Genomic DNA, 23922 nt, shown 5'->3' on the forward strand with positions numbered 1-23922 from the left:
TTTCAGCAGAACGTACGAGTATTGCGTGATCGCGTCGTGTCCTGGCACGATAACCGTCGATCCGTCCCGACCCCCAAGGAGCGGTAGACATGGCGGTCTCGCGCCGAAGATTCGTGACCTCAGTGGCGGCCGGTTCCGCCCTGGCCGCTGTCTCCACCACCGAGTTGGCCGCCGTCCTGGCCAGCCCGGCCAGCGCGGCCAGCCCACCGGGTGATGTGGTTGGCAAGATCTCCGTCGGCTACCAGGGCTGGTTCGCCTGTCCGGGAGACGGCGCGCCCATCGGTGGTTGGTGGCACTGGAGCCGTGACCGGTTCCAGCCGCCGTCGCCTGGCAACACGACCATCGTGTCGTGGCCCGACATGCGCGAGTACACCCGCGGCTACACCACCGCGTACCCCAACCTCGGCAACGGGCAGCCGGCGCAGCTGTTCTCGTCGTACGACGACCAGACCGTCGACACGCACTTCAAGTGGATGCAGCAGTACGGCTGCGACACGGCCGCGCTGCAGCGGTTCAACCCGTTCGGTGACGAAGGCCCGACCCGCGACACGATGACGCAGAAGGTACGCGCGGCCGCGGAGAAGTACGGGCGCAAGTTCTACATCATGTACGACGTCACGAGCTGGACCAGCATGCAGTCGCAGATCAAGACCGACTGGTCCACGAAGATGTCGGCACACACCGCCTCGACGGCGTACGCCCGGCAGAACGGCAAGCCGGTCGTCTGTATCTGGGGCTTCGGCTTCAACGACGACGGCCGTCCGTTCGCGCCCGCGGCCTGCCTCGATGTCGTCAACTGGTTCAAGGCGCAGGGCTGTTACGTGATCGGCGGCGTTCCGACGTACTGGCGGCAGGGCATCAACGACTCCCGTCCAGGCTTCTCCGAGGTCTACCACGCGTTCAACATGATCTCGCCGTGGATGGTCGGCCGCACCGGCGACCTGGCTGGCCTCGACTGGTTCTACACCAACGTCAACGTCCCGGATCAGGCCGACTGCAACGCCAACGGCATCGACTACCAGCCCTGCGTGATGCCGGGTGATCTGTCGTCGGGGCACCGCCGGCACGGTGACTTCTACTGGCGGCACCTCTACAACATGATCAGGGTCGGTGCGGCCGGGTTGTACGTGTCGATGTTCGACGAGTTCAACGAGGGCAACCAGATCGCGAAGACGTCCGAGACGCAGGCGACGACGCCGGCGGGCGCTGGCATCCGGTCCTTGGACGAGGACGGGACGTTCTGCTCGTCGGACTACTACCTGCGTCTTACGGCGGACGGTGGCCGGATGCTCAAGGGCCAGCTCGCGCTGACGGCCACCCGGCCCACGCAGCCCGACAACGGCACCGGTCCGCCGGACCCGCCGACCGGCAACCTGGCCCTGAACAAGCCGACCTCGGCGAGCTCCCAGAACGGCGGCTTCGTCGCTGGCAATGCCGTCGACACCAACGCCGGCAGCTACTGGGAGAGCGCGAACAACGCGTTCCCGCAGTGGATCCAGGTCGATCTCGGCAGCTCCGTCCAGGTCAACCAGGTCGTCCTCAAGCTGCCGCCGGGCTGGGAGACACGCACCCAGACGATCCTGGTCCAGGGCAGCACCAACGGCTCGCAGTGGACGACGTTGGCGCCGAGCGCCGGCGTGACCTTCAGCCCCGCCTCCGGCAACAGCGCGACGCTGACGGTGGTCGCCTCGGTGGCTCGCTATGTGCGCCTGACGATCAGCGGCAACACGGGTTGGCCGGCTGCCCAGGTCGCGCAGTTCGAGGTCTACGGCGCGGTCACCAACCCCGGCAGCCCACCCACCGCGCCGGGCAACCTCATGGTGACCGGCAAGACCAGCACGAGCGTGTCGCTGTCGTGGACGGCGTCGACGGACGACACGGGCGTGGTCGGCTATGACGTGCGGCAGGGCAGCAGCGTGGTCGGTTCGCCGAGCGGCACGTCGTACACGGTCAGTGGTCTGACGCCGAACACCAGCTACAGCTTCTCGGTGGTGGCTCGCGACAACGCCGGCAACGTCTCCAGTCCATCCAATGTGGTCACCGCGACGACGAACGCCCCGCCGGCCAACACCAATCTGGCGCTGGGCAAGCCGACGGCGGAGAGCGGACATGTGCAGAGCTACGGCTCCGGCAATGTGGTCGACGGCAACGCCAACAGCTACTGGGAAAGCCCCAACAACACGTTCCCGCAGTGGGTGCAGGTCGACCTCGGCGCGGCGACCTCGGTCAGCCGGGTCGTGCTCAAGCTCCCGCCTCAGTCCGCGTGGCAGACCCGCACTCAGACCCTGTCGATCCAGGGCAGCACCAACGGTTCGTCGTGGAGCACGCTTTCCGGCTCGGCCGGGCGGGTGTTCAACCCGGCGAACGGCAACGCCGTGACCATCACCTTCACCGCGACGTCGACCCGCTACGTGCGGATCAACATCACCGGCAACACGGGCTGGCCGGCGGGTCAGCTTTCCGAACTGGAGGTGTACGCGAGCTGACCACGGAAGCTCCGCCGGCCGCTGTCAATCGCCCTTCACAGCGGCCGGCGGTCCGTCGTACCCGCCGCCGGCCCGGTAGGCCAGCAACTGCCGCCTGCGGCGGAAGAGGACGCCGACCGCTGCGAGCAGCGCAACCGCCGCGCCCGCGAAGAAGAGCCGGGAGGTCGTCTCGTCGGAGATGACCGCGCCGGACCCGAGCACGATCGCACCGACCAGTTGGATCGCCGCGGTCAGCCCGAGCCGACGGGCCGTCCCATGCTCACGCAGGTCGACGACCAGGTCATCGATTCGTGCGTCGGTCGTCGAGCCCGCACTGATCGCACGAATCACCGCCTTGCGGGTCGGGGTGTCGGCGCCCTCGACCAGCGGACCTGGCCCGCGGCGCCGCAGCCTGATGAGCAGCGGTGCCGCGATCGCGAGGACCACCGCGAACGGGATCAACGGCACGACGAAGTTCCAGGGCGACGACAGCTCGCTGGTCTCGTCGCGAGCGGCAAAGATCGCCACCAGCGCGGCGAAGCCGAGCAGCATCGCCAGCAGGACCCACCAGATGGCCGCGCTCGACCGGTGCTCCATATTGGACCTCAGCTCGGCCCGCTCCTCCGCGGAAAGACCCATGAAATCCCTCCCCGTTGTCGGGGAAGGAGAGGTACCCGTCGGCGGCGAAAATCAATCAGGGTCGAGCTCCCGCAGCCGCTGGGCGGCGCTTTCGGGTGTGATGTCGCGCTGCGGCTGGGCCAGCAACTCGAAACCGACCATGAACTTGCGGACGGTCGCCGATCGCAGCAGCGGCGGGTAGAAGTGCGCGTGCAGGTGCGCCTTCGGGTGGTCGCCGCCGTCGGTCGGGCGCTGGTGGAAGCCCATCGAGTACGGGAACGTGATGCCGAACAGCCGGTCGTAGCGTCGCGTCACCCGGCCGAGGATGTCGGCCAGCCCTTCACGCTCAGCGCCGTCCAGATCGGTCAGTGACCCGTGGTGATCGCGCGGCAGCACCAGCGTCTCGAACGGCCACACCGCCCAGAACGGCACCAGCGAGACGAACTGGTCGTTGCTGTCGACGATCCGCGACCCGTCGCGCAGCTCTGCGGCGAGATAGTCACAGAGCAGGCAGCCGCCCGTGTACGCCGCCTGCTGCGCGAGCTCCTTCGCGGGCTCGTTGGGCAGGCTCTCGGTCGCCCAGATCTGGCCGTGCGGATGGGGGTTGCTGGCGCCCATCATCGCGCCGCGGTTCTCGAAGATCTGCACGTGGCCGACCCAGTCGAGGGCGCCGAGCTCGGCGTACTGCTCGGCCCAGGTGTCGACCACCGTGCGCAGCGCCGGTTGCGACATGCCGCCCAGCGTCAGGTCGTGCCGAGGGGAGAAGCAGACGACCCGGCAGAGACCGCGCTCCGGCCGGGCGACGCGGAGGCCGTCGTCGACTCCGCCGCCCGCCGGCTCGGGCAGCAGGGCGGCGAAGTCGTTGTCGAACACGAACGTCGAGTCGTACACCGGCGTCTTGACCCCGCCGGCCCGGGTGTTACCGGGGCACAGGTAGCAGGACGGGTCGTACTCGGGGCGCTTCTCCTGGGTCGTCTCCTCGACCTGGCCCTGCCATGGGCGAGCCGTGCGGTGCGGTGAGACCAGAACCCATTCGCCGGTCAGCCGGTTGAGCCGGCGATGCGGCGCGTCTGGAAGAAGGTCCATGCGTCCCCCACGATCGATGCCAGGTCGGGCTTCGCGGCGACCCAGCCCAGCTCAGCGCGTGCCCGGACCGACGACGCGATGAGCGTAGCGGGGTCGCCGGCGCGCCGTGGAGCGGGTGAGACCTTCACCTCCTGACCCGTCACCGCGCGAACCATCTCGACGATCTGCAGGTTGGAAAAGCCCTTTCCGTTGCCCAGGTTGTAGATCTTGTGCCGACCCGGGTCGATCGCCTCCAGGGCCAGCAGGTGCGCGGCCGCGAGATCCTCGATGTGGATGTAGTCGCGCACGCACGTACCGTCGCGGGTCGGGTAGTCGCCACCGAAGATCCGCAGGCTCGGGCGCAGGCCGGCGGCCACCTCGAGCGCCGCCGGGATCAGGTGGGTTTCCGGCTCGTGACATTCGCCGAGCGGGATCGGGCCGTCGAGCGCGGCGCCCGCCACGTTGAAGTAGCGCAGGCTGGTCGCGCCGAGCTGGTGCGCCTTGACCGCGTGCGCGATGGCCATGTCGACGGCGAGCTTGGTCCAGCCGTACGGGTTCGTCGGCGCCACCGTCGCCTGCTCCGTGATCGGAAGGGTGCTCGGGTTGCCGTAGACGGCAGCGGTCGAGCTGAACACCAGACGCTGTACGCCGGCCACGCGGATCGCGTCGAGCAAAGCGAGCGACCCGGACACGTTGGTGTGCCAGTAGATCTCCGGCCGCTCCACCGACTCGCCAGCGGCGATCTTGGCAGCGAAATGCAGCACGCCGTCGAACCCGGCGTTCGGTGTCAGCACCTCACCTACCTCGTGGAGGTCACGTTTGTGCAGCATGACCTCCCCGGGCAGCGAGCCGACGTGCCCGGTCGAGAGATCGTCGATGACCTCGACCGTGTGGCCGGCGTCGAGCAGCTGGTGCACGACAACCGACCCGATATATCCGGCACCGCCGGTCACGAGCAACTTCATGGGTCTGACCCTAGGGCCACGAGAGCCCGGTGCGTCATCCGCGATGAGCATTCAGCGGAAATGTCGCCGCGATGCAGGAGATGATCTAGGAATAGTGCTCGGAGGAACGCTCATGCTCGCTCACAAAAAGGCGATCGTGTACGGCGGCGGAGGCGCGATCGGCGGCGAGATCGCTCGCGTTTTCGCAGGCCAGGGTGCCCGGGTGTGCCTGGCCGGCCGGACCGGGCCCGCACTCGAGGCGGTGGCCGCCGACATTGGCACGCTCGGCCGCGAGCCCGCCGAGACAAAGGTGCTGGATGTGCTCGACGAGGCAGCGGTGAACGCGTACGCGGCTCAGGTCGGCAACCTGGACATCTGCGTCAACGCGGTCGCCGTCCAAGCCGGCGCCCAAGGCATGCCGTTGATCGAAATGAGCGCGGACACGATCGTGCAACCGATCGCCGACGCGGTGCGTGCGGCATTCAACATCGCCAAAGCCACTGCCGTCCACATGACCGACGGTGTGATCATCATGCTCTCGACCCCGATGGCCCGTCTGCCGGTCGCCACAACGGGCCCGTTCGGCAGCGCGTCGGCGGCGGTGGAGACCTTGACCCGCCAACTCGCCGCCGAACTCGGCCCGCGCGGCACGCGGGTGGTCTGCCTGCGGCTGACCGGCATCCCGGAAACAGCGACCCGCCTCGGATCCCAGACGGAACGCATGTGGCGCGATGCGGCGGCCCGCCTGGGCATGTCGTTCGAGCAGGTCGTCGAGGCCGCGGGCGGGGGGAGCCCGCTCGGTGAGCCCTTGACCGTCAACCGTGTCGCGGAGCTGGCGGCGTTCGTCGCGTCGGACAGTGCCCGAGCCTTGACCGGCACGGTCCTGAACGCCTCCGGCGGCGCGGTCCCGGACTAGGCTCACCCAGCGGGCACGAGGAGCCCGCTGGGTGAGCCCTGACTGTCAACCGCGTTGCGGAACGGGCGCCTTCGTAGCTGCCCGACCGCACCCGAGCCCTGACCTAAACGCCTTCCGGCGGCGCGCTCCCGGACTAGGTCGCCGCTGCCAATTCATCGTCCGGGTAGGGCGCCTCCGTTGACCTGGATGATCTGGGCGGTGACGTGGCCGGCCTCGGGTGAGATCAGCCAGCGGATCGTTGCCGCGACGTCGTCGGTGTGGCCGGCGCGCTTGTTGAGTGTCTGGCCGACCAGCGACTCGTGGCGTTGCTCGGTCATCGTGTCGGCGAAGAACTCCGTGTCGGTCGTGTAGCCCGGTGCGACCACGTTGACCGTGATGCCGCGGGGGCCGAGGGCTGCGGCCAGGTCGATCGCGTAGGGGTGCAAAGCGGCCTTGCTGCCTCCGTACGAGCCGGAGCCGGAACCTCGGAAGGCGGCGATCGAACTGAGCAGCACCACGCGCGCGTCGTCGGCCAGCAGGTCCCGGAGCGCTTCCGTCAAGTGCACCGCGGTCAGCACGTTGGAACGTAGGTTGGCCGTCCATGCCGCTGACGCTCGCGCGACCGGGCTGACGGTAGGGCCCGGCTCCGGTAGCGCCAGCACGGCGTTGCCGCCCGCGTTGTTCACCAGCACGTCGATCTGGCCGAAACGTTCGCCTAGCTCGGTCGCCACTCGCTCTGCGTCGGCCACCTCACCCACGTCGGCGACGATCGTGTGCGCACCGATCTCGGCCGCCGTTGCCGCCAAAACTTCAGCCCGTCTGCCGATGATGACAACTGTGTCGCCGTCTTTCGCACAGGACACCGCGACCGCTCGCCCGATGCCTGTGCCCCCACCGCTGATTACCACCACCCGTGACATGGCGACGACTCTAACCACGCGCAGCGACGTCTGTCGTTGCCAAGAATGAGCCTGTGGATAACTTCGTTGGAGCCGGGGATCGCAGTCGCCGCTCGGCGTTTGTGTCATACCCCAGCGCCACCATCTACCCATGCCTGACAACACACTGCCCCGGTTGCTCCCAGATGTGCGGCGAGCGCGTCATCGTCGCAGGAGGCTCACGCAACTAGGTCTGCGCAACCGACGAAGACCGCTCGTCCCGCTTGAGCTCGTTGCCTCGATGATTGGCAGCGACCTGTGTGAGCTGAGCATATGCCTTGACAGGCATATGCCGGGTGGGCCATATTGTGCTGCGTGCCTGTTGACGCTTTCGCGGTTCTGGCCGAGCCCGCCCGCCGACGCATCCTCGACGAGTTGCGCGACGCCGATCGGAGCGTCGGCGAGCTCGTTGCCGCCCTGACGATCAGCCAACCGACGGTGTCCAAGCACCTCAAGGTGCTCCGCGACGCGGGGTTCGTCTCGTCCCGCACGGCGGCGCAGCAGCGCATCTACCACGTCGAGCCGGCGCAGTTCGCGGCCCTGGACGAGTGGCTCGCGCCCTACCGTCTGCTGTGGACAAAGCACTTCGACAAGCTGGCCCGACACCTCGACACGATGGAGCGGTGATGGAGACCTACGAACCCGGCCCGCTGGCAGACGTGCGCGCCGAGCAAGCTATCGACGGCCGCTGGACGCTCGTGTTCGTCCGCCACTTTCCGCATCCGCCGGCCCGCGTCTGGCGCGCGCTGACCGCGCCTGCCGACCTCAACGAATGGGCGCCGTACACGGCGGACCGTGACCTGGCCACGCTCGGCCCGGCCACGTTGACGATGATCGACGGCGACGAGCGCTCCGACATCGCCGTCGAGGTCACCGAGGTCGACCCGGAACGCACGCTGACCTACAGCTGGGGCGACGACGTCCTCCGGTGGAGCCTCGCGCCGATCGAGGCCGGCACCCGACTAACTCTTCACCACACCGTGGCCGACCCGTCCTGGATCGCTCAGGTGGCCGCCGGTTGGCACATCTGCCTGGACGTCGCCGACCACCTGATGGGGAAGAAGCCGATCGGCCCCATCCGTGGCAACGCCGCGCGTGCGTACGGCTGGGAGAGCCTTCGCGACGGCTACGCCACCAAGCTCGACGTCGAAGAGAAATGAGGGCCGCTACGTCTGGGGGCAAGGGATTCACCGCCGGTGCCGGCGCCTAGACGCCAGAGTGCCAGCCGATCGGCAGCGGCGAGCACAGCGAGGATGACGGCGAGCAACCAATGGCCCGTCGCGATCAGCGCGGCCGTGGCGCCGCCGAATACGAGCCACTCGGGAAGGAGGCGCTGGGGATCAGGAGGCTTATGGGCGGCGCGCGGGGCTACCCAGCGCGACCAGATCGCGATGGCTCCGGCGACGAATGCGGCGGCCAGCAATGCTCGAGCCCATACCGGGTCCGGGATGCTCCAGCCGCCGTAGCCGATCGCGGCCAGGGCAACCAGTTCGAGCAGGAAACGGAGGAGCAGGGCGATCGCCCTCATGATCAGTCGACGATACTTGGCGCGATGAGTGCCGCACGGGTTCTAGATCTTGTTGACGGAATGACCACGGCCGACCCGGTCGAGGCCGAGCACCGCGCCGACACGCTCGCGTGGCTCGCCGGCACCACGGATGTCTATCGACGGATCAAGCCGGATACGCCGCCGCGCCATCTGGTTTCCTACGTCGTGCCGGTCGATCCGCATGACGGGAGCGTGCTCCTGGTCGACCACGTCAACGCCGGGCTCTGGCTGCCGCCAGGCGGCCACGTCGAACCCGGAGAGGACCCGGCCGAGACAGCGCGCCGCGAGGCGTTCGAGGAGCTCGGGATCGAGGTGGTGGTCGATGAACCGCTCTTCCTCACCGTTACCACGACGGTCGGGATCGATCGTGGGCATACGGATGTCAGCCTCTGGTACCCGGTTGCCGTCGACAAGCGCCAGCGGCTCGTCGCGGATGATCGAGAGTTCAACGCTGCCCGGTGGTGGTCCGCGCAAGAGTTGCGCAACGCCGACCCCGGCCGATTCGATCCACACTTCGGGCGCTTCCTGCGCAAGCTACGGCTGAGCTAACACTCACCGCCGATGTGGCCGCCATCCGCAGCCGACATCGGCCGAGGGCAGTCTGTCGCGAGTTCTCCGCGCGCGGCGATGATGGGAGCGCGGTCGGCGGTGGCGTTGGCCGGCGGCGGGCGGTGACTCAGGTCGTTGCGGGGGTGCCGCCGCCTACCTAGGTGCTGCGGCTTACCCGGGTGCCGCGGGGCGACCGCGCGCGATTGGTGCCACTGACGGACCAGGTCGTCGCGGCAGGGCCGCTCGGATTTGTCAGAGGTAGAAGCCGCTTGCGACCGACGGGGTCGGTGTCGCTACCGAGGGTCGGCCGTCGCGTAGGGCCAGTAGTTCCGCCAGCGTTGCCCCGTATGCGCCGACTCCCACCGACGTGCCCAGCCACGCCGTCGCCTGTTCGTACGGCAGTGGGCCGACCTCGATCTGGGCCATGCACCGGCCTGGGCGCAGCACCGCCGGGTGTAGACGGCCGATCTTCTCGTTGGTGGTCACCGCGACGATCACGTTCCCGCCCTGGCCCAGTAGGCCGTCGGTCAGGTTGAGCAGGCGGGACAGCTGTTGCGTGTTGGTGGTCAGGCCGTCCGCGCGGATCAGGTCGTCGCTGTCCTCGAGCAGCAGCAACCGCCAGCGGCGGCTGTCGGTGGGGCCGCCCGCCGCTACCTTGGCCAGGTAGCCGGGGTCGGTGAAGAGCTGCTGCGGGTCGATCACGACGTCGACCTGGCACCAGTCCCGCCACGCGCGGGCCAGCGCGCGCAGGGCCGTGGTCTTACCGGTGCCCGGGCTGCCGTGCATGATCAGGAGGCGGCCGTTGACAGTCTCGGGGGTGAGCTCGGCCAAGCGGTCGATCGCCTCGCCGGCGGTCGTCTCGTAGTTTGCGCGGATGGAGGGCCACTCGTCGCAGGCGACGTTTCGCGCGGTGCGGGTCGGGCCCATCTGCGACTGGTGCCAGAAGCCGATCTCGACCTCGCGGGTGTCGACCGTCGCGGTTTCGGTGGCGCCCGTGGTGCACTCGGCGAGCACCGACTCGGCCAGCTCTTCGGTGACCGCGGTGACCGTGATCGACGCGCCGCCGGTGCGCCAGCGGACCGCTCGGACCGTCCAGCCATCGCCGATCGCCAGCCGGGCGTCGCGGCCCTCGTCGACCGCCACCCGGGCCAGCTTCGCGTTGGCCGGGAGCAGGGTCGCTTCGGTGCGTACGCGGTCGAGGCGCTTGGTCCGCGCCCACGGCTGGTCGCCGGAGACGAAGCTGGACAGCGCCAAGGCGTCGACGACGTCCGACGGCACGTCCATGTCGTCGAAGTGCAGGATGCGGCCCAAGGGGCCGGTGTGGTCGCCGGCTCCGCCGCTGGGGATACGGCCATCGAGCATGCACCGATAGTGACTACTCTCGGCGACGATCGTCCACCCGTTATGCGTGGACTGTGGCACTTGTCGCGCCCACCGCGCGTCGAGCCATCACTAAAAGTAGTCACATAACAGCGGACAGCGGGTGCCTCACAACAGGTCCCGCTTGATCACCTTGCCCGTGGCCGTTCGCGGCAGTGCTGCCACGAAATGCACGTCACGCGGCACAGCGAACCGCGCCCCAAACCGCCGAACATGATCACGTACGTCGTCCGCCGACAGCGTTGACGAGGGAGAGCGCACCACGAACGCCGCCAGTCGTGCGCCGAACTCCGGGTCCGGCACGCCCACCACCGCGACCTCGCGTACCCCATCCAGGGTGGCCAACAGATCTTCGACGGAAGACGGGAAGACGTTTTCCCCACCGGAGATCACCATGTCGTCCTCGCGCCCGACGACGGTCAGCAAGCCCGAATCGTCCAAGACCCCGAGATCCCCGGTGGCCAGCAGCCCGTCGGTTAGGGAAGGCGTGACAGGCCCACCACCCGCGTACCCATCGAACAGCATCGAGTTGCCCACGAAGATCCGGCCGACCACGCCCGCGGGCACCGGCGACCCGGACGGTGACAACACCGCCAGGCGCGTGCCGTGCGGCGGCCGCCCGGCCGTGCCTGGCGAACGGAGCAACTCGTCAGGCGTAGCGACCGACGCCCACGACACCTCGGTTGACCCGTACAGGTTGTAGAGCACCGGTCCGTGGGCAGCCATGAATCGGGCGGCGAGATCACCTGGCAACGCCGACCCGCTCACCGCCACCACCCGTACGCCCGGTAGCACGCACCCGGCGTCGAGCAGACGCGAGAGCATCACCGGCACCGCGAACACGGAAGTACAACGGTGCTCACGCACCAGCGACGAAGCGGACGACGGCGAGAACCGCGGCGACAGTACGACCGACGCGCGCAAGCCGAACGCCATCTGCAGCGCCGCGAACCCCCAGGTATGGAACAACGGGGCCGCGATGAACACCCGAGACCCGGCCCGCACCGGAATCCGGTCGAGGATGGCCGCCAGCGGACCCGGCCCGCCCGGGTGCGGCCGCCGCGCGCCCTTCGGCGTCCCGGTGGTGCCAGACGTCAGCACGACCGTCCTCCCAGGCCGCGCAGGCGGAGCCAAGCGAGCCGCCGGAGCCGACGGAGCGGATGGAGCCGCTGAAGCCGACGGAGCGGATGGAGCCGCTGAAGCCGACGGAGCGGGCGGAGCCGCTGAAGCCGACGGAGCGGGCGGAGCCGCCCGAGCTGCCGGAGCTAAATGAGAGAAGCCGAGCAAGTGCGGCGGAACCGAAACACCAGGCACCGCGAACGACGGATCCCGCAGCACCAGTCGCAGCCCATGATCCCGGACCACCACAGAAACCTGAGACGGTGAGAACGCCGTGTTGATCAGCACGGCGTCCGCACCCAGCAAAGACAACGCCGCGGCCGAAAGCACGAAGTCGCGGTCGTTGTGGCACAGCACCCCGACCCGGTCGCCCGGTCCGATGCCGTGCGACGACCGCAGCCAGTCGGCCAACGAGAGCGCCAGCCCACTCAACGCCCTATAGGTCAGCGACCCGGACGGAGAGATCAGCGCGACCCGAGAAGGCGACCGCGCGGCCGCCGACAGCAACGAGCCGCCGAGACCGTAGCCCCATCTCCGCAACAAAGAGAGCTGTTCGAACACGCGCCAAGGCGCACCCGGTGTGAGGAGCCCACGCCGCGCGAGGGTGAGGACGGCGTGGGCAGCCGTCACCGGATCTGGTGGCCCGAGATCGCTCGGGAGACCACCAGTCGCTGGATCTCCGAGGTGCCCTCGAAGATGGTGTAGATCTTGGCGTCCCGGTACCAGCGCTCGACCGGGTGGTCGCGCAGATAACCGGCGCCGCCGAGGATCTGCAGAGCCCGCTCGGTCACCGAGACCGCGACCTCGCCGGCACGCAGCTTCGACATCGAGCCCTCGCCGGCCGTGAACGGCCGGTTGTTGCGCCCCATCCAGGCCGCCCGCCACACCAGCAGCCGAGCGGCGTCGATGTCGGTGCGCATGTCGGCCAGCGCGAACGCCACCGCCTGGTTCTCGATGATCGGCCGACCGAACTGAACCCGTTCCTTGGCGTACGACAGCGCGTACTCGTAAGCGGCCCGGGCCACACCCAACGCCTGCGCGCCCACCGTCGGCCGAGTGGTCTCGAAGGTCCGCATAGCTGCTGACGCCGACCCCGACCGCTGCCCCGACCGTGCCCGCGCGAGCCGCTCCTCGAGAGCGGAGAGGCCACCGAGCAGGCACGACCCCGGCACCCGCACGTCGTCCAGGAACACGTCCGCGGTGTGCGAGGCCCGCAACCCCAGCTTCGACAGCTTGCGCGAGGACGACAGCCCGGCGGTGCCCGGCGGCACAACGAAAGCGGCCTGGCCACGGGACCCCAAGGAAGGATCCACGGACGCCGTGACCACGTGCACCCCGGCGATCCCGCCGTTCGTGGCGTACGCCTTCTGTCCAGAAAGGACCCACTCGTCGGTGGCGGAGGAGTAGACGGCGCGGGTGCGCATCGCGCCCACGTCAGACCCGGCCTCCGGCTCCGTGGAGCAGAAAGCCGCCACGGCCGGCGAGTCGACGGAGCCGAAGCACTGGGGCACCCACTCGACGAGCTGGTCGGGCGTACCCGAACCGTAGATCGCCGCGACGGCCAGCGACGTGCCCATGATGGCCAACCCGATGCCGGCGTCGCCCCAGAAGAGCTCTTCGCTCGCGATCGGCAGCGACAGCCCGGTCGGGTCGGCCCAGGTGTTGGCCAGGAACTCGAAGCCGTAGAGGCCGACCTTGGCCGCCTCCTGGATCACCGGCCAGGGAGCCTCTTCACGGGCGTCCCATTCGGCGGCGGCGGGGCGCACGACCTCGGCAGCGAAGCCGTGCACCCAGTCGCGTAGATCGCGCTGTTCCTCGTTCAGGTCAAGCGAGAACTCAGCCACGAGGAGGACCTCAGGCCTTGGGAATGTCGAAAAGGTTGGCGATGTTGGCGGCCAGGCCCAGGTCACCCTTGGCCTTGAGCTTGCCGGTCATGAACATCATCACCGGGTTGCCGCTGCCCGAAACGATCTTCAGGAAGTCGACGGGACCCATGGTCAGCGCCAGGCGTGGGTCGCGCGAAGGCGTGCTGTTGACGGTGCACGCGCCGTCTTCGATGACGACCTCGTAGGTGTCGTCGCCACCGTCGGGACGGCCGGTGATGGTCCAGTGGATCACTGCGTTGGTCGAGCCGGCGCGGTCGGCACGGAACAGCGTCGGGAACCGCTCGAAGACCTGGTCGAGCACCTTGCCCCGGGCGTCGCTCGACATGATCTCGGCGATCTTCGCGTCGGGGGTGGACTTGACCAGCTGCGCGAACTCCTTGGGTCCGACCGAGGCGAACTGGGCCGGGTCAAAGTCAGACATCGCGGCGTAACCCCTTCAAAGTAAATTACCTACTGCGGAGTAACCTTACGCAGGAGTAGATATGCTGGCAAGCGTGCCAGGCGGGCCGACCTTCAAGCGCCTACCACGCGCGGTGCGTGAGCAGCAGATGCTCGACGCGGCCGTGCGGGTCTTCTCGCGCCGCGGCTTCCACGAGGCGAGCATGGACGAGATCGCCGACGAGGCCGGCATCTCCAAACCGATGGTGTACGCGTACCTCGGCAGCAAGGACGACCTGTTCCGCGCCTGCGTCAACCGCGAGGGCACCCGCCTGCTGGAGTCGATCGTGGCCGTCGTGGCCGACGACCTGCCGGCTGACGAGCAGCTCTGGCGCGGCCTGCGCGGCTTCTTCGGCTTCGTCGGCGCCCACCGTGACGGCTGGACCGTGCTCTACCGCCAGGCCAAGAGCGCCAGGAGCGGGCAGCCGTACGACCTCGCCGCCCTGCGCACCCGCATCGTCGAGGTCGTCGCCGGCATGCTCGCAAGAGCCGTGGAAAGCCAGGGCAGAACAGCCCGCGACGAGGACCTGACCGCCAGCGCGTACGCCCTGGTCGGCGCGGCCGAGTCGATCGCCGACTGGCTGGCCGACCACCCCGAGGCCGACCCCGACCACTCGGCCGCGCGACTGATGAACTTCAGCTGGCTTGGCGCACGCCAGCTGTTGCGGGGTGAGCTCTGGCAGCCCAGTTCGGCCTGAGCACCTGCTTGCCCTCGGCCGTCGGGCCGTGCGAGGTCACCACCACGGGCACGTCCAGCGCCGCGGACACCGCACCCGGCCAGTCGACCGGTGCCGGCGAATAGCGCGGCCGCGTGCTGAACAGCCGCCGGGTCAGCGCTTCCTGCCGACTCAGGTTGCCGACCTGGCCGGGCAGCAGCCGGTCCGTCCAGTCGTAGGACGAGCAGAACTTCAGCTCCGGCGAGGCCACGTCGAGGTGGGTCAGCGCGATCCCGTCGACGCCTCCGCACACGTCCACCGCATACCGGTGTGCGACCGCGTCGAAGTGCCCGAACCGGAACCGCCCCTGCCACCGGTTGGTCGGGTTGTTCGGGTCGGTCAGCGGCAGCGCCGGGTCCTCGGTGACCAGCGGGCCGTTTCCGTGGCGGGTGGTCACGATCCGCAGCACGCCCAGCCGCGTGGCGCTCCCGCCCTGACCCGCCTCGCCCAGCAGCGTCTCCGCGTTGTCGAACGTCGTCGTGCTCCACGTCGTGTACGGGTGGAAACCGTGCCACTCGTCGAGCAGCACACCCTGAGCGCCCTCGAACACCACCGGACCGACGGCCAGTAGATTGCCGAGGAAGCCCCGCGTCACGATCGGCACCCGCGCGGCGAACGCGCTGAACGCCCGCACCGTGGCCTCGACCGGTGGCACGTCGAGCGGGCCGAGCTCGTCGACCAGCCGGTCGCGGAGCACCGCCAGCTTCGCGCCGAGCACCCCGGGCGCCAGTGTGTCGGCGACCCGGGGTGCGTCGGCGGGGTGGGCGAGCGCGTACCCCATAGCCTCGCCCACCCCCTTGCCGCAGGACCCATGCCGGTGGGCCCCACGGGCAATCTCCCGGGCGCGGTTCGCGGCCCGGTGATATGGCGTGGCGAGCAACGCGTCACCCTCCACGGTGAGCCGGTCGAAAGCGTCCGGCACACCGATGTCGGCCAGGTGGTCGGCCTCGACGACGAGCGCCAAGGGGTCGACCACCATGAACCGCGACAGGTGCGTGTGCACGCCACGCAACGTGCCGGAGCCGAACTGAGCGAAGACATGACGCCGCCCGTCAGGCAGGACGACACTGTGGCCGGCCTGCCCGCCCCCGTTGTACCGCACCACTGCGGCAACCGGACGGCCGTCGATTCCCTTCGCGCACAACCAGTCGACGACGGTCCCCTTGCCCGCGTCGCCGTATCCCAGGTCGGCTACCAGCACGTGGTTCATAGCCGGCTGATCCTGTCGTCACCCTGGAGCGTGGTCGGCAGGCCCCAGGTGGCCAGGACCCGACCGCGCCCTCGGTCGACCGGCTCCAACGCCGTGGAGACGGAGTCGGCGCGCAACCCCACCTCGGCCAGGTCGGCCAACCCGCCCTCGAGGTCGATCGCCGCCTCGCCCAGCCCGATCAGCAGGGCGATCGTCTCGCAGACGGCGTTCGGGTCGTCGAGCTCGATCGCGTTCTGGCCCAACAGCCCGCGCCAGAAGTCGAGCACCTTGGTGTTGCCGGCGTAGTTGCTCCCGCGCGGCAGCAGATAGTAGGTGTCGAACTTGCGGCGGACCTCCGAGACGATCCGGCGCACGGGGATGTCCTCGCTCAGGTCGTCGCCGCACACGTTGCGCACCTCGCGGGCCTTGACCCGGTCGTACGCGAGCTCGTCGCCGATCACGAACAGGTAGCCCCGCCGCCCGCGTTTGGTGAAGCAGTCGAGCTCGGTGTGCCGGGCCAGGTAGTAGAAGGCGAGCTCGTACGACTCGGTCATCTGGCCGCCGCCGCCACCTTCGAGCACGATCCGGCTGAGGTCGTCGTCCATCCGGTTGTCGGACTCGAACTGACCGATCTGCAGCGGTACGCGATCGCAGGTGGCGTCACCGACCGCACCGAAGAGGATCTGCGGGTCGCGGGCGTAGTTCTTGCGGAGCAGCAGGCCGAGCAGCTTGGGCAGCTTGGTCTGCAGCACCCGGGGAATGTCGCCCATGGAGCCCGTGACGTCGAAGACCACCGCGATCGCCAGCGAGTCCGGGTGCTCCTGCGAGTCCCGGCTCTCCCGGACGGTGCCGCGCGGGTCGAGCTTGTGGTGGACGGTGCGGGCGCCGCTGTCGCTGTAGGCGAAGGCGCTCCGGCCGGTCGACCGGCGGTAGCGGTCGGCGGCATCGTAGACGTCGGTTGACCAGACTCCGCTGCCCATGTCGGGCCTCCTTAAAGGTGGAGCGGGCGGAACTTCCGCGCGCCGTAGAGTCGTTCGAGCAGGTCGTCGAGTTCGGCGAGGAGCGCCCAGGCGTCGTCCGGGCGGGATCGGGCCGAGGGGAGCGAGCAGCCGTCGGCGAAGGCCACCAGGGCCGCCGGGGCGTACGCACCCATCAGCGCGACCATCGACCGGGCGGCCATCGCGATGTCGGTGCCCGGCCCGGGCGGCTGTCGCTTGTGGACCTCGGGTGGGTACCAGTCGGTGTAGCCCGGCACCGTGGCCGGCACGTGGTCGAGCCCGTCGACCACCGAGTAGCACCAGTCGACCAGCACCACGCCGTGGTCGGTCGTCTCGATCAGGACGTGCTCGGGCAGCACGGCGCCGTGCACCACACCGGCCCGGTGCGCCAGCCCGAGCGCGACCAGCAGCCGGCGCCAGATCCAGGCGGCGTCGCGCGGGTCGAGGCCGTCCGGCCGCATCCGGATCACCTCGGCCACGCTCAACAGGTGCGGTACGGTGCCGAGCACGTTGACCCGGCGCTCCTGCCCATTGCGCGGGTCCCGGTGCCGGAACGTGTCGACCAGCCGCGGCACGTAGGGCAGGTAGCGGGGATCGCCCGCCTCCGCGATCCGGCGCAGCGCGGTCGCCTCGCGCTCCATCAGGTCGTTGTTGGCCGGCCGCCGCGGCTGCTTGAGGAACAGCCCTCGGCCGACGGCGTGGAGGTTGGCGAGGTCTCCGGTGTGGGCCACCGCGCCGACCCGGTAGCGGCCGAAGGCCACCGTGCCGCGTGCCCGCCACCGGTTGGTCAGCATCACGAACGCGTCGGTCGCCGCGGCCTTGGCCGCGGGCGCGGCCCGGTCGGGGTGGAGCAGCGCGGCCAGCCGCAGGTAGCCGCGGTGCGGGTCGGCCGAGCCGAACAGCTCTTCGTCGGTGCCGGCCTCGTTGACCAGCCGGATCGCGTCTTCCAACGTAGTCACCGCACCGTCTCCTCTCGGGCCGGTCGCAGCAGGGCGGGGTGCAGCAGGCGGGCGTCGCCCGCCCGGTAGAGGCGGGCGCGGGGTCCGCCGCGCGGGCCGCCGTGCTCGGTGGTCGCGCCGGTGCCCTCGACGAGCCCCGGCACGGAGAGCACCTTGCGGTGGAAGTTGCCGGCGTGCAGCGGGTGGCCCCAGACGGTCTCGTAGACCTCGCGCAGGTCGGCGATCGTGAACTCCTCGCCGACGAACCGGGTAGCGAGCGGCGTGTATTCGAGCTTGGAGCGCGCCCGCTCCAGCCCGTCCTCGACGATCTTGCGGTGGTCGAAGGCCAGCTCCCGGGTGGGCAGCGCGGTCACCGCGAGCCACTGCGCGTCGCCGGCGTCGGAACCGGCCGAGGGCTCGGGCAGGTCGGGTGCGAAGGCGAGGTAGGCGATCGAGAAGATCCGCATCCGCGGGTCGCGGTCCGGCGTGCCGTACGAGGCGAGCTGCTCGAAGTGGACCCGGCGCAGCGGCTCGCCGCCCAGCCCGGTCTCCTCGGCGAACTCGCGGCGGGCGGCGACGGCGATGTCCTCCTCGGGCCGCACGAAGCCACCGGGCAGGGCCCAGAAGCCGGCGAACGGCGGCGCGGCCCGCTGGATCAGCAGCACCTGCAGCTCACCGTCGCGGATGGTCAGCGCGACCACGTCGACCGTGACCGCCACCGCGGGGTAAGCCCGCGGGTCGTACCCCGCCAGGAACTCCTGCTCGTTGACCACGGCCCGTCCTTCTCGCTCTAAGAACTTCTCTGCCTAAGAATAACTCAAGATGAGAATAACCCCGAGCACAGGGACGGACAAGGCTGCCGCAGTTGTGTCAGTTAGCTCATGGTGCCGATGAGGTGCGGAGCACCGGATTTCGGATCATGCAGGGCGAAGGTCTCGCCAGGGGTGGCCGAGAACGCGACGGTGCCGGGCAGCAGGATGGGCCGCTTGAAGGCGACCTCGACCGTGTACGCGTCGGGCAGCCGGCCCTCGAGCGCGGCCAGGCAGCGGGCCTTGCTCCACATGCCGTGCGCGATGGGGCGCGGGAAGCCGAACAGCCGGGCGCCCAGCCGGGAGGTGTGGATCGGGTTGCGGTCGCCGGAGACCCGCGCATAGTCGACGCCCACCCGGGCGGGAACCCGCCAGGTCGCGGAGGCCGGTGGGGGAACGTCGCGAGCGCCAGACGCTCCCGAGCCGCGGCCCCGGCGTAGGTAGGTCGAGACGTCCCGCCACACCTGAACCCCGTCGACGGAGGCCACGGACACCACGTCGAACTGCCGCCCCCGCTCGTGCGGCCGCAGGTCGACGGCCCGCACGGACAGGTCGAGCCGCTCCGCCGCGTCCAGGGGCCGGGTCACGCTGATCTTGTTGGCGATGTGCACCAGGCCGACCACCGGGTACGGGAAGTCGGAGCCGGTCATGAGCCGCATCGCCAGCGGGGTGGCCAGCACGTGCGGGAACGTCACCGGCAGCCGATCGGTGAGCCGGAACCCGCACACCCGGTCGTAGTCGGCCAGGTGGTCCCGGTCCACCGACACCCCGCGCAGCACGAGCTCGACGTCGGGCAGCACCTCGATCGGCGGCCGTTTGTCGGTGCCCGGCATCAGACCGATCCTGGGCAGCGCCCGGATCGCCGCCCGCCGGTAGATCGGACCCAGCTCCGGCGGGCCGTCGAGCTCGATGATGGACATCAGGCACCCAACCACATCTGGCCGCAGACGCGCACCACGTTGCCGGTCACGCCGGCCGAGCCCGGTGCGGCGAGCCAGGCGATCGTCTCGGCCACGTCGACCGGCAGGCCGCCCTGGGACATGCTGTTCATCCGGCGTCCGACCTCGCGCGCCGCCAACGGCATGCGCGCGGTCATCCGGGTCTCGATGAAGCCCGGCGCCACCGCGTTGATCGTCACGCCCTGCGGCGAGAGGATCGGGGCCATCGACTGCACCAGGCCGATCACACCGGCCTTGGAGGTCGCGTAGTTGGTCTGGCCGCGGTTGCCGGCGATGCCGCTGGTCGACGAGACCGAGATGATCCGACCGCCCTCGGGCAGCAGCGGGATGAGCGCGTCGTTGATCCGCTCCTGGCTCGACAGGTTGACGTCGATGACCGCGTCCCACTGCTCGGCCGACATCTTGGCGATGGTCTTGTCGCGCGTGATGCCGGCGTTGTGCACCACGATGTCGACCTTGCCGTGCCGCGAGAGCAGTTGGGCGGCCAGGGTGGACGGTGCGTCCGGCCTGGTCAGGTCGAGCTGGAGCGCGGTGCCGCCGATCTCGTTGGCCACGCGGGCGAGCGCCTCGCCGGCGGCCGGCACGTCGAGCACCACCACCCGGGCGCAGTCGCGGGCCAGCACGCGGGCGATCGCCGCGCCGATGCCTTGGGCCGCGCCGGTCACCAGGGCGACCTTGCCCTCGAGCGGGTGGTCCCAGTCGGTCAGCGGCGACGAGCTCACCTGACCGATCCGGATGACCTGACCGGAGACGTACGCCGAGCGTGCGGAGAGCAGGAAGCGGATCGTCGAGTCCGTGAACTCCTCGGCGCCGGGCGCGACGTAGACCAGCTGAGCGGTCATGCCGCGGCCGAGCTCCTTGCCGATGCTGCGCGTCAGGCCCTCGAGCGCGCGCTGCGCGGTGGCCTCGCGTGGCGAGGCGCAGGCGGACGGCGGGGTGCCGAGCACGATCACCCGGCCGCCCGAGGTCAGCGACCGGGCGTTGGCGTGGAAGAACTCGTAGAGCGGGTGCAGGCCGGCCGAGTCGGCGACGCCGGTCGCGTCGAACACCAGTGCCGACCAGCGCGGCCCGCCGTCGAGGGCGACGCCGGCGATGGTGAGCATCTTGCGCACCGGGCCGTCGAGCCGCCCCCCGGGTGCTCCGGAGAGCAGGACCGGGCCGGTGACCAGCGGATCTCCAGTGTGATAGCGGCGGAGCAGAGGCGGTGCCGGGAGGCCCAACCGCTTGACCAGCGCGCGGCCGGGACCGGAGTTCGCGAAGCTCGCGTAACGGTCGCTCATAGCGATAGCCTACTTGCGGGTAACCCCGGAGGGAGGCGACTGATGGAGACCAGACGAGTCGCGATCGTCGGCGGCAACCGAATCCCGTTCGCCCGCTCCAACAGCCGCTATGCGGCGGCGAGCAACCTCGACATGCTCACGGCGGCGCTCGACGGGCTGGTCGCCCGGTTCGGGCTGTCCGGCGCCCGGGTCGGCGAGCTCGTCGCCGGCGCGGTGCTCAAGCACTCGCGCGACTTCAACTTGACCCGTGAGGCGGTGCTCGGCTCACGGCTCGACGCGACCACCCCGGCCTATGACATCCAGCAGGCCTGCGGCACCGGCCTCGAGGCGGCGATCCTCGTCGCCAACAAGATCGCGCTCGGCCAGATCGACGCGGGCATCGCGGGCGGGGTCGACACCACGTCCGACGCGCCGCTCGCGCTCAACGAAGACCTGCGCCGCACGTTGCTGCAGCTGAACGCCGCGCGCACGACCGGCGCCCGGCTGCGGGCCGCCGCCCGCCTGCGGCCGCACCACGCGTTCATGCCCGAGGCGCCGCGCAACGCCGAGCCCCGCACTGGGCTGTCCATGGGGGACCACGCCGCGATCACGGCGCTGCGCTGGAACGTCGGCCGGCCGGAGCAGGACGCGCTGGCCCTGGCATCGCACCAGCGGCTGGCCGCGGCGTACGAGCGGGGCTTCTTCGACGATCTGGTGACTCCTTATCTGGGGCTGACCCGCGACCAGAACCTGCGCGGTGACACGTCACTGGAAAAGCTGGGCAAGCTGCGGCCGGTCTTCGGCACCCGCGGACCCGACGCCGAGCGCGCCACGATGACGGCCGGCAACTCCTCGCCGCTGACCGACGGCGCGTCCACTGTGCTGCTCGCGTCCGACGAGTGGGCGGAGCAGCGCCGGCTGCCGGTGCTGGCGCACTTCGTCGACTCGGAGACGGCGGCGGTCGACTTCGTGCACGGCGACGAGGGTCTGCTGATGGCACCCGCCTATGCGGTGCCCCGACTGCTCGCCCGCCACGGCCTGAGCCTGCAGGACTTCGACTTCTACGAGATCCACGAGGCGTTCGCGTCGCAGGTGCTGGCCACGCTGGCCGCCTGGGAGTCGCCCGAGTTCTGCAAGGAGCGGCTGGGTCTGGACACCCCGCTCGGCGCCATCGACCGGGCCAAGCTCAACGTCAACGGCTCCTCGCTGGCGGCAGGGCACCCGTTCGCGGCGACCGGCGGCCGGATCGTCGCGACGCTGGCCAAGCTGCTGGGCGAGAAGGGCAGCGGGCGCGGCCTGATCTCCATCTGCGCCGCCGGCGGCCAGGGCGTGGTGGCCATCCTGGAACGCTGACTCCCAAGTAAGTGTTTGACAGTCTGGGCGTACGTCGCTCAGACTGTCAAACATGTCTTTGGGAGATGAGGATCCGACCGCCAAGCTCCGGGCGCTGGCCCACCCGCTGCGGTTGCGCATCCTCTCGCTGCTGACCGGCACGGCGATGACCGCGGCCGACGTGGCCCGCGAGCTGGACCTGACGCACGCCAACGCCAGCTACCACCTGCGGCACCTGCTCGCGGCCGGCCAGATCGAGATCGCCGGCGAGGAGAAGATCCGCGGCGGCGTGGCCAAGCGCTACCGGCACCTGCCCGAGGCCGGCTTCGAGTCCCCTAAGCCCGAGATCCCCGAGGGCGCGGTGCGGACGGCGGACCACCTGCTGATGTACGAGGCTCTCGCCGCAGAGCTCCGCCGCCGGTCCCACTCGCTGATGCGGGTGCGGGGCAACCACCTCACGGACGCCGAGCTCTGGGTCGACCCCGCCGTCTGGGCCGAGGTCGAGGAGCAGATCACCAACGCCAGCCGAGCCCTGCACCGGGCCGCTGTCGCACCCCGTACTCCCGGCGCCATCCGGGTCAACGCCACGATCGCGCTGTTCAGAATGGAGCCCGACGCGAAATGAGCACCGTCACCCCTGCTCCGCCCGCGACCGAAGAGCCGTCCCGCCCCGGCCTGCTGGCGCCGTTGCGGCACAGCGCCTTCCGCTATCTGATCGCCGGCCGCACCACCACGATGCTGGGCAACGCGGTGGCGCCGATCGCGCTCTCGTTCGCCGTGCTGGACCTCACCGGCTCGGCCTTCGACCTGGGCCTGGTGGTCGGCGTCCGGTCGCTGTTCAACGTCATCTTCATCCTGTTCGGCGGCGTCATCGCCGACCGGCTGCCCCGCCACCTGGTGATGGTCGGCGCGTCGGTGCTCGCCGGAGCGACCCAGGCAACCGTCGCCGTCACGGTGCTCACCGGCACGGCCTCGATCCCGCTGCTGCTGGGCCTCTCCGCGGTCAACGGCGTCGCCGCCGCGATCGCGTTCCCGGCCATCTCGGCGATCCTGCCCCAGACCGTGCCGGCGGCCGTGCTCCAGCAGGCCAACGCGATCAACCGGCTGGCCTGGAACTCCGCGATGATCGCCGGCGCCTCGCTGGGCGGCCTGCTGGTCGCGATCGCCGGACCGGGGTGGGGTCTCGCCGTCGACGCCGGCACGTTTCTCCTCGCGGGCGTGCTGTTCGGGCTGGTCCGCGTGGCCAAGGCGGAAAAGGCGACCAGCCGGCCGGGCATCTTCGCCGAGATGCGCCTCGGCTGGACCGCGTTCGCCAGCCGCACCTGGCTGTGGGCGGTGGTCGCCGGCTTCTGTGTGATCAACGCCGCGCTCTCGGGCTCGGTCACCGTGCTCGGCCCGGTGGTCGCCGACGCGAGCTTCGGGCGGGCCGCCTGGGGTCTGATCCTGGCCGTGGAGACCGCCGGCATGATCGTCGGAGCGCTCGTCGCGATGCGGGTCCGCACCGGCCGGCTGCTCTTCTACGGCGTGCTCTGGTGCCTCGGCGACGTGCTGCTGGTGCTGGCCCTCGGGCTCACCTCGACGGTGCTCGTGCTCCTGCTGGCCGGGTTCGCGGTCGGCTTCGCGCTCGAGCAGTTCACGGTCGCCTGGGACACCACCATGCAGGAGCACGTGCCGAGCGACCTGCTGGCCCGGGTCTACTCGTACGACATGCTGGGTTCGATCCTCGCCGTGCCGGTCGGTCAGGTCCTGGCGGGACCGCTCGCCGAACACTTCGGGGTGCGGCCCACTCTGGTCGGAGCGGCCGCCCTGATCGGCCTGGCCACCGTTGTCATGCTGCTCAGCCGCGACGTCCGTCACCTACGCCACGCGATCTAGC

24 protein-coding genes are annotated in these 23922 nt (G+C 70.0%); 9 read left to right on the plus strand and 15 right to left on the minus strand.

Annotated features, from left to right (window positions below):
• Positions 1 to 89 precede the first annotated feature (89 nt).
• Positions 90 to 2486: a discoidin domain-containing protein gene (locus AB0J88_RS28840; protein ID WP_364350159.1), complete on the plus strand. Its 2397-nt coding sequence runs from the start codon at positions 90 to 92 to the stop codon at positions 2484 to 2486.
• Between the two features lie 24 nt (positions 2487 to 2510).
• Here the strand turns inward: AB0J88_RS28840 and AB0J88_RS28845 are convergent, their stop codons facing one another.
• The 3 genes from AB0J88_RS28845 to galE are packed head-to-tail and all read right to left on the minus strand — an operon-like array spanning position 2511 to position 5113.
• Positions 2511 to 3104 carry a hypothetical protein gene (locus tag AB0J88_RS28845; RefSeq protein ID WP_364350157.1) on the minus strand — a complete coding sequence of 198 codons (594 nt, stop codon included), beginning with the start codon at positions 3102 to 3104 and terminating at the stop codon, positions 2511 to 2513.
• Between the two features lie 51 nt (positions 3105 to 3155).
• On the minus strand, positions 3156 to 4169 hold the full coding sequence (locus AB0J88_RS28850; protein WP_364350154.1) for a UDP-glucose--hexose-1-phosphate uridylyltransferase: 1014 nt from the start codon (positions 4167 to 4169) through the stop codon (positions 3156 to 3158).
• The gene (gene galE, locus AB0J88_RS28855) at positions 4124 to 5113 is read right to left on the minus strand and encodes a UDP-glucose 4-epimerase GalE (RefSeq protein ID WP_364350151.1); all 990 of its coding nucleotides are present in this window, start codon (positions 5111 to 5113) and stop codon (positions 4124 to 4126) included. Before galE ends, AB0J88_RS28850 begins: the two co-directional genes overlap by 46 nt.
• 112 nt (positions 5114 to 5225) lie before the next feature.
• Here galE and AB0J88_RS28860 point away from each other — a divergent pair, with 112 nt between their 5' ends.
• Positions 5226 to 6008 (plus strand): SDR family oxidoreductase, encoded by a 783-nt coding sequence (locus AB0J88_RS28860; RefSeq protein WP_364350148.1) that lies wholly within the window; start codon positions 5226 to 5228, stop codon positions 6006 to 6008.
• 152 nt (positions 6009 to 6160) lie between these two features.
• On the opposite strand, the gene AB0J88_RS28865 is transcribed toward AB0J88_RS28860, so the two are convergent.
• Complete coding sequence (locus AB0J88_RS28865; RefSeq protein WP_364350145.1) at positions 6161 to 6907, minus strand: SDR family oxidoreductase; 747 nt, start codon at positions 6905 to 6907, stop codon at positions 6161 to 6163.
• 333 nt (positions 6908 to 7240) lie between these two features.
• Between AB0J88_RS28865 and AB0J88_RS28870 the strand changes: the two genes are divergently transcribed.
• Positions 7241 to 7552, plus strand: coding sequence for a metalloregulator ArsR/SmtB family transcription factor (locus tag AB0J88_RS28870; RefSeq protein WP_364350142.1), 312 nt, complete (start codon positions 7241 to 7243; stop codon positions 7550 to 7552).
• Positions 7552 to 8085, plus strand: coding sequence for an SRPBCC family protein (locus AB0J88_RS28875; protein WP_364350139.1), 534 nt, complete (start codon positions 7552 to 7554; stop codon positions 8083 to 8085). The genes AB0J88_RS28870 and AB0J88_RS28875 overlap by 1 nt, the downstream gene beginning before the upstream one ends.
• On the opposite strand, the gene AB0J88_RS28880 is transcribed toward AB0J88_RS28875, so the two are convergent.
• Positions 8052 to 8453 carry a YrdB family protein gene (locus AB0J88_RS28880; RefSeq protein ID WP_364350136.1) on the minus strand — a complete coding sequence of 134 codons (402 nt, stop codon included), beginning with the start codon at positions 8451 to 8453 and terminating at the stop codon, positions 8052 to 8054. The two genes, AB0J88_RS28875 and AB0J88_RS28880, sit on opposite strands and share 34 nt — an antisense overlap.
• Before the next feature lie 60 nt (positions 8454 to 8513).
• On the opposite strand from AB0J88_RS28880, the gene AB0J88_RS28885 reads away from it, so the two are divergent.
• Positions 8514 to 9023, plus strand: coding sequence for an NUDIX domain-containing protein (locus tag AB0J88_RS28885; RefSeq protein ID WP_364350133.1), 510 nt, complete (start codon positions 8514 to 8516; stop codon positions 9021 to 9023).
• Positions 9024 to 9275: 252 nt separating this feature from the next.
• Here the strand turns inward: AB0J88_RS28885 and AB0J88_RS28890 are convergent, their stop codons facing one another.
• The 4 genes from AB0J88_RS28890 to AB0J88_RS28905 all read right to left on the minus strand — a co-directional run bounded on the left by AB0J88_RS28890 (position 9276) and on the right by AB0J88_RS28905 (position 13829).
• The gene (locus tag AB0J88_RS28890; RefSeq protein ID WP_364350130.1) at positions 9276 to 10385 is read right to left on the minus strand and encodes a DUF5925 domain-containing protein; all 1110 of its coding nucleotides are present in this window, start codon (positions 10383 to 10385) and stop codon (positions 9276 to 9278) included.
• 126 nt (positions 10386 to 10511) lie between these two features.
• The gene (locus AB0J88_RS28895; RefSeq protein ID WP_364738061.1) at positions 10512 to 12152 is read right to left on the minus strand and encodes an AMP-binding protein; all 1641 of its coding nucleotides are present in this window, start codon (positions 12150 to 12152) and stop codon (positions 10512 to 10514) included.
• The gene (locus tag AB0J88_RS28900) at positions 12149 to 13366 is read right to left on the minus strand and encodes an acyl-CoA dehydrogenase family protein (protein ID WP_364350124.1); all 1218 of its coding nucleotides are present in this window, start codon (positions 13364 to 13366) and stop codon (positions 12149 to 12151) included. Before AB0J88_RS28900 ends, AB0J88_RS28895 begins: the two co-directional genes overlap by 4 nt.
• A gap of 10 nt (positions 13367 to 13376) precedes the next feature.
• Entirely contained in the window at positions 13377 to 13829 is a 453-nt protein-coding gene (locus AB0J88_RS28905) for an SCP2 sterol-binding domain-containing protein (RefSeq protein WP_364350121.1), read from the minus strand.
• A 61-nt stretch (positions 13830 to 13890) separates the two neighbouring features.
• On the opposite strand from AB0J88_RS28905, the gene AB0J88_RS28910 reads away from it, so the two are divergent.
• Complete coding sequence (locus tag AB0J88_RS28910) at positions 13891 to 14544, plus strand: TetR/AcrR family transcriptional regulator (RefSeq protein WP_364350118.1); 654 nt, start codon at positions 13891 to 13893, stop codon at positions 14542 to 14544.
• Here the strand turns inward: AB0J88_RS28910 and AB0J88_RS28915 are convergent.
• The 6 genes from AB0J88_RS28915 to AB0J88_RS28940 all read right to left on the minus strand — a co-directional run bounded on the left by AB0J88_RS28915 (position 14483) and on the right by AB0J88_RS28940 (position 20735).
• A complete protein-coding gene (locus tag AB0J88_RS28915) occupies positions 14483 to 15772 on the minus strand; it encodes an adenylosuccinate synthetase (RefSeq protein ID WP_364350115.1) in 1290 nt (429 codons plus the stop codon). The two genes, AB0J88_RS28910 and AB0J88_RS28915, sit on opposite strands and share 62 nt — an antisense overlap.
• Positions 15769 to 16731 (minus strand): hypothetical protein, encoded by a 963-nt coding sequence (locus tag AB0J88_RS28920; RefSeq protein ID WP_364350112.1) that lies wholly within the window; start codon positions 16729 to 16731, stop codon positions 15769 to 15771. Before AB0J88_RS28920 ends, AB0J88_RS28915 begins: the two co-directional genes overlap by 4 nt.
• Positions 16732 to 16742: 11 nt before the next feature.
• Entirely contained in the window at positions 16743 to 17708 is a 966-nt protein-coding gene (locus AB0J88_RS28925; protein ID WP_364350109.1) for a serine/threonine protein kinase, read from the minus strand.
• Positions 17705 to 18460 (minus strand): NUDIX domain-containing protein, encoded by a 756-nt coding sequence (locus AB0J88_RS28930; RefSeq protein ID WP_364350106.1) that lies wholly within the window; start codon positions 18458 to 18460, stop codon positions 17705 to 17707. Before AB0J88_RS28930 ends, AB0J88_RS28925 begins: the two co-directional genes overlap by 4 nt.
• Before the next feature lie 101 nt (positions 18461 to 18561).
• Positions 18562 to 19416: a MaoC/PaaZ C-terminal domain-containing protein gene (locus AB0J88_RS28935; RefSeq protein ID WP_364350103.1), complete on the minus strand. Its 855-nt coding sequence runs from the start codon at positions 19414 to 19416 to the stop codon at positions 18562 to 18564.
• Positions 19416 to 20735, minus strand: coding sequence for a 3-oxoacyl-ACP reductase (locus tag AB0J88_RS28940; RefSeq protein WP_364350100.1), 1320 nt, complete (start codon positions 20733 to 20735; stop codon positions 19416 to 19418). Before AB0J88_RS28940 ends, AB0J88_RS28935 begins: the two co-directional genes overlap by 1 nt.
• A 39-nt stretch (positions 20736 to 20774) precedes the next feature.
• Here AB0J88_RS28940 and AB0J88_RS28945 point away from each other — a divergent pair, with 39 nt between their 5' ends.
• Genes AB0J88_RS28945 through AB0J88_RS28955 form a run of 3 tightly spaced genes read left to right on the plus strand, consistent with a single transcriptional unit; the run spans position 20775 to position 23921 of the window.
• On the plus strand, positions 20775 to 22067 hold the full coding sequence (locus AB0J88_RS28945; RefSeq protein ID WP_364350989.1) for an acetyl-CoA C-acetyltransferase: 1293 nt from the start codon (positions 20775 to 20777) through the stop codon (positions 22065 to 22067).
• 52 nt (positions 22068 to 22119) lie between these two features.
• A complete protein-coding gene (locus AB0J88_RS28950; protein WP_364350097.1) occupies positions 22120 to 22671 on the plus strand; it encodes a helix-turn-helix domain-containing protein in 552 nt (183 codons plus the stop codon).
• A complete protein-coding gene (locus tag AB0J88_RS28955; protein WP_364350094.1) occupies positions 22668 to 23921 on the plus strand; it encodes an MFS transporter in 1254 nt (417 codons plus the stop codon). The genes AB0J88_RS28950 and AB0J88_RS28955 overlap by 4 nt, the downstream gene beginning before the upstream one ends.
• Position 23922: the final 1 nt, after the last annotated feature.

It is taken from the genome of Asanoa sp. NPDC049475 (assembly GCF_040676915.1).
Lineage (GTDB): Bacteria > Actinomycetota > Actinomycetes > Mycobacteriales > Micromonosporaceae > Asanoa.

Bases quoted from the DNA above. Each gene is read 5' to 3' on its own strand.
- AB0J88_RS28840 (WP_364350159.1), top strand. From the start codon at position 90: ATGGCGGTCTCGCGCCGAAGATTCGTGACCTCAGTGGCGGCCGGTTCC.
- AB0J88_RS28845 (WP_364350157.1), bottom strand. From the start codon at position 3,104: ATGGGTCTTTCCGCGGAGGAGCGGGCCGAGCTGAGGTCCAATATGGAG.
- AB0J88_RS28850 (WP_364350154.1), bottom strand. From the start codon at position 4,169: ATGGACCTTCTTCCAGACGCGCCGCATCGCCGGCTCAACCGGCTGACC.
- galE (WP_364350151.1), bottom strand. From the start codon at position 5,113: ATGAAGTTGCTCGTGACCGGCGGTGCCGGATATATCGGGTCGGTTGTC.
- AB0J88_RS28860 (WP_364350148.1), top strand. From the start codon at position 5,226: ATGCTCGCTCACAAAAAGGCGATCGTGTACGGCGGCGGAGGCGCGATC.
- AB0J88_RS28865 (WP_364350145.1), bottom strand. From the start codon at position 6,907: ATGTCACGGGTGGTGGTAATCAGCGGTGGGGGCACAGGCATCGGGCGA.
- AB0J88_RS28875 (WP_364350139.1), top strand. From the start codon at position 7,552: ATGGAGACCTACGAACCCGGCCCGCTGGCAGACGTGCGCGCCGAGCAA.
- AB0J88_RS28880 (WP_364350136.1), bottom strand. From the start codon at position 8,453: ATGAGGGCGATCGCCCTGCTCCTCCGTTTCCTGCTCGAACTGGTTGCC.
- AB0J88_RS28885 (WP_364350133.1), top strand. From the start codon at position 8,514: ATGACCACGGCCGACCCGGTCGAGGCCGAGCACCGCGCCGACACGCTC.
- AB0J88_RS28890 (WP_364350130.1), bottom strand. From the start codon at position 10,385: ATGCTCGATGGCCGTATCCCCAGCGGCGGAGCCGGCGACCACACCGGC.
- AB0J88_RS28905 (WP_364350121.1), bottom strand. From the start codon at position 13,829: ATGTCTGACTTTGACCCGGCCCAGTTCGCCTCGGTCGGACCCAAGGAG.
- AB0J88_RS28910 (WP_364350118.1), top strand. From the start codon at position 13,891: ATGCTGGCAAGCGTGCCAGGCGGGCCGACCTTCAAGCGCCTACCACGC.
- AB0J88_RS28915 (WP_364350115.1), bottom strand. From the start codon at position 15,772: ATGAACCACGTGCTGGTAGCCGACCTGGGATACGGCGACGCGGGCAAG.
- AB0J88_RS28920 (WP_364350112.1), bottom strand. From the start codon at position 16,731: ATGGGCAGCGGAGTCTGGTCAACCGACGTCTACGATGCCGCCGACCGC.
- AB0J88_RS28935 (WP_364350103.1), bottom strand. From the start codon at position 19,416: ATGTCCATCATCGAGCTCGACGGCCCGCCGGAGCTGGGTCCGATCTAC.
- AB0J88_RS28940 (WP_364350100.1), bottom strand. From the start codon at position 20,735: ATGAGCGACCGTTACGCGAGCTTCGCGAACTCCGGTCCCGGCCGCGCG.
- AB0J88_RS28950 (WP_364350097.1), top strand. From the start codon at position 22,120: ATGTCTTTGGGAGATGAGGATCCGACCGCCAAGCTCCGGGCGCTGGCC.
- AB0J88_RS28955 (WP_364350094.1), top strand. From the start codon at position 22,668: ATGAGCACCGTCACCCCTGCTCCGCCCGCGACCGAAGAGCCGTCCCGC.